Annotated in this window: 4 protein-coding genes; all 4 read right to left on the bottom strand. The window is 55.3% G+C overall.

The window, feature by feature from the left end; translation table 11 throughout:
* A partial coding sequence (locus DMO26_RS33300; protein ID WP_162895205.1) for a transposase occupies nucleotides 1–301 on the bottom strand: 301 nt, incomplete at its 3' end.
* 33 nt (nucleotides 302–334) lie between these two features.
* Nucleotides 335–751 (bottom strand): hypothetical protein, encoded by a 417-nt coding sequence (locus DMO26_RS34075; protein ID WP_162895206.1) that lies wholly within the window; start codon nucleotides 749–751, stop codon nucleotides 335–337.
* A gap of 58 nt (nucleotides 752–809) precedes the next feature.
* Complete coding sequence (locus DMO26_RS33305) at nucleotides 810–1,103, bottom strand: type II toxin-antitoxin system RelE/ParE family toxin (protein ID WP_117196522.1); 294 nt, start codon at nucleotides 1,101–1,103, stop codon at nucleotides 810–812.
* On the bottom strand, nucleotides 1,100–1,378 hold the full coding sequence (locus DMO26_RS33310) for a hypothetical protein (RefSeq protein WP_117196523.1): 279 nt from the start codon (nucleotides 1,376–1,378) through the stop codon (nucleotides 1,100–1,102). Before DMO26_RS33310 ends, DMO26_RS33305 begins: the two co-directional genes overlap by 4 nt.
* Between the last annotated feature and the right edge of the window lie 810 nt (nucleotides 1,379–2,188).

Below are 2,188 nucleotides of genomic sequence, written 5' to 3' on the forward strand. Positions count from 1 at the left end.
GCGATGTCACGTACCCTTGCACGGACGAGGCGGACCATACATTTTTTCCGAGAGCCTCCTTCAGCAGATCGGCTTGCATGCTCAAGTCAGCATACATCCGCTTCAATGGACGATTCTCTTCCTCAAGAACCTTCATCTGGCTCATCATCGAGGCGTCCATACCGCCATACTTCGATCGCCATTTATAAAAACTGGCGCTGCTGATGCCATGCTCCCGGCAAAGCTCAGGCACGGGCATTCCGCCTTCCGCCTGGCGCAACACCGCCATGATCTGGGCTTCACTAAATCGGCTCTTCTTCATCAAAATCTCCTCGAGCATATTGCCGAGAAAATTCTACTTTTGAAGCCTCTTATTCACGGGGAGGATTACCAATGTCCGCTTGAGAAAATCACGAGGCGGCTCGTACGAAGCCAAGCTCGGCTTGGTGCTCAACAACCGCTCGACCAATGCCGCTTCAGGGGAAACCACAGCATCGAACCCAAACGACGCGACGGCCGAAAAATCTATGAGAAATGGTTCGATGCCGTGAGACACCAAAACTCCTGGCCCTATGGGCTCTTCTTCTATTCGTTCTTCAAGTTCATATACGAGAGCTAAGTTGTCTCTCAGCGAATCGGTGCCGAATAACGTGCCTGCGGCGGTTGCGATTGAATCGTCCTTTAAATAGAGATTCGAATACAGGACACCTCTCAGACGGTTTGTTCTACCAACGCCGCGTGTAAAGAGTTTCCCTGTGTTTATTTGCAGCATTCAGAAATCGCCTTCTATGCGCTCTACTTTATCAGAGTTCAGGCGACGAGGCGAAACGTCAAACGCGATTTTCCCGCCCATGCCAGATGCGGACGACAACGAGCGTATCGGCCTCTTCATGGATGCGGTAGCGGAGAACGTAGGCGCTCTTGCCGAACGGCACAAAGAGCTGACGATAGTCCGTCCGCCCTTCCATGCGAATACCGATGTAAGGCGTTTCCAACAGCATCTGAATACCCTCGTCGATGGCGAGCATGGCTTTTTGAGCGGCCAGCGCATTGCCTTGGTTCATCAGGAAATCGAAAAGCCGCTCGATATCGTTTTCCGCCTCGGGCAGGAAAACGAATTTCATTGAGGGTCCGCCTTACCCGCGGCATCGGCAGCAAAGCCACGCAGCTTTGCTCGAACCGTATCGAACGAAACGGATGTGCCGGTTTCGATATAACGCTGCCAGCGGCTTTCGTCTTCGGCATGTTCGCTGATCGTCCGTTCCGCCTCATCAGCATAGGAACGTAGAACGCTTTCAGCGAAATCAGCGAGGGACGCCCCCTGCTTCCTCGCAAGAGCGCCAAGACGGTCTTGAAGCTGCGGGTCAATTTCCAGCGGTTGGGTCTTCGATGTAGCCATAAGGCAATGTTACCACCTTCCCCGGCTCAAGAAAAAGCTTTTTGGTGCTGGTTCCACATTCCAATGCGGGCCTGAAAAGTGAGAAGTTGGGCGGCGTCTCACTTTTCAGGCCCGCACGCCGTGGCTGGTAGCCTCCGGCGAGCGGTAAGAGAGCTTTTATCGACTGGCCGACGCGCGCTTTCAAATTGCGCCGTAGCTAGGCCGGTCGATAAAGGCGGGCGGTGGCTCGGTGCCGGTGGAGAGCCGCGATCTCCAAGCCCGGCGCGCTGGATTTCAAAGGGGTGGCAAGTGACCCCTTTGACCGCCTTCAGGCGCGGGAGCCTGATGCGAGTTTCCAAAGGCGGCAGACGCCTTTCGGTCGTGGTCCAGCGGCGAATACGTTTGGCCCGGGTGGGTCTCGTGGAGGGGCAAGAACGCCCTTCCTGAGTGCTGATGAAACGGGCAAACGTTTCGATGATGCGGATGGGGCTCAATGCCTCAGAAGCATCAAAGGCCGGGAGGGTCCACGGGAGGCGCGCAGCGGGCCTCCCTGGCAAGATGTGCGCGGTATTACCGCGCACATCTTGCAATCATCGTTAAGCTACATTCGGAAGCGTGTCGTCGTTATTGGGTGGTTTTTCGACCAATTCGAAGCGGCGCATTCCGGCATTTGTCTCGTGCGAGATAATTGCTTGCCTTCCGTCTGGGGAGTGTCAGGAATTTCGTGTACGGGGTGCATAATGGGTATGAAGGAGATTCCCATGGCACGACGGAAAGAGCCGGTTATCCCGGACGCGATATTGGACCAATTGCTTGGCGGGTCTGACGCCA

The sequence above is a fragment of the Rhizobium terrae genome, assembly GCF_003425685.1.
GTDB lineage: Bacteria > Pseudomonadota > Alphaproteobacteria > Rhizobiales > Rhizobiaceae > Neorhizobium > Neorhizobium terrae.

Coding starts and splice junctions, on each gene's coding strand:
- DMO26_RS34075 (WP_162895206.1), bottom strand. CDS start 751: ATGCTGCAAATAAACACAGGGAAACTCTTTACACGCGGCGTTGGTAGA.
- DMO26_RS33305 (WP_117196522.1), bottom strand. CDS start 1,103: ATGAAATTCGTTTTCCTGCCCGAGGCGGAAAACGATATCGAGCGGCTT.
- DMO26_RS33310 (WP_117196523.1), bottom strand. CDS start 1,378: ATGGCTACATCGAAGACCCAACCGCTGGAAATTGACCCGCAGCTTCAA.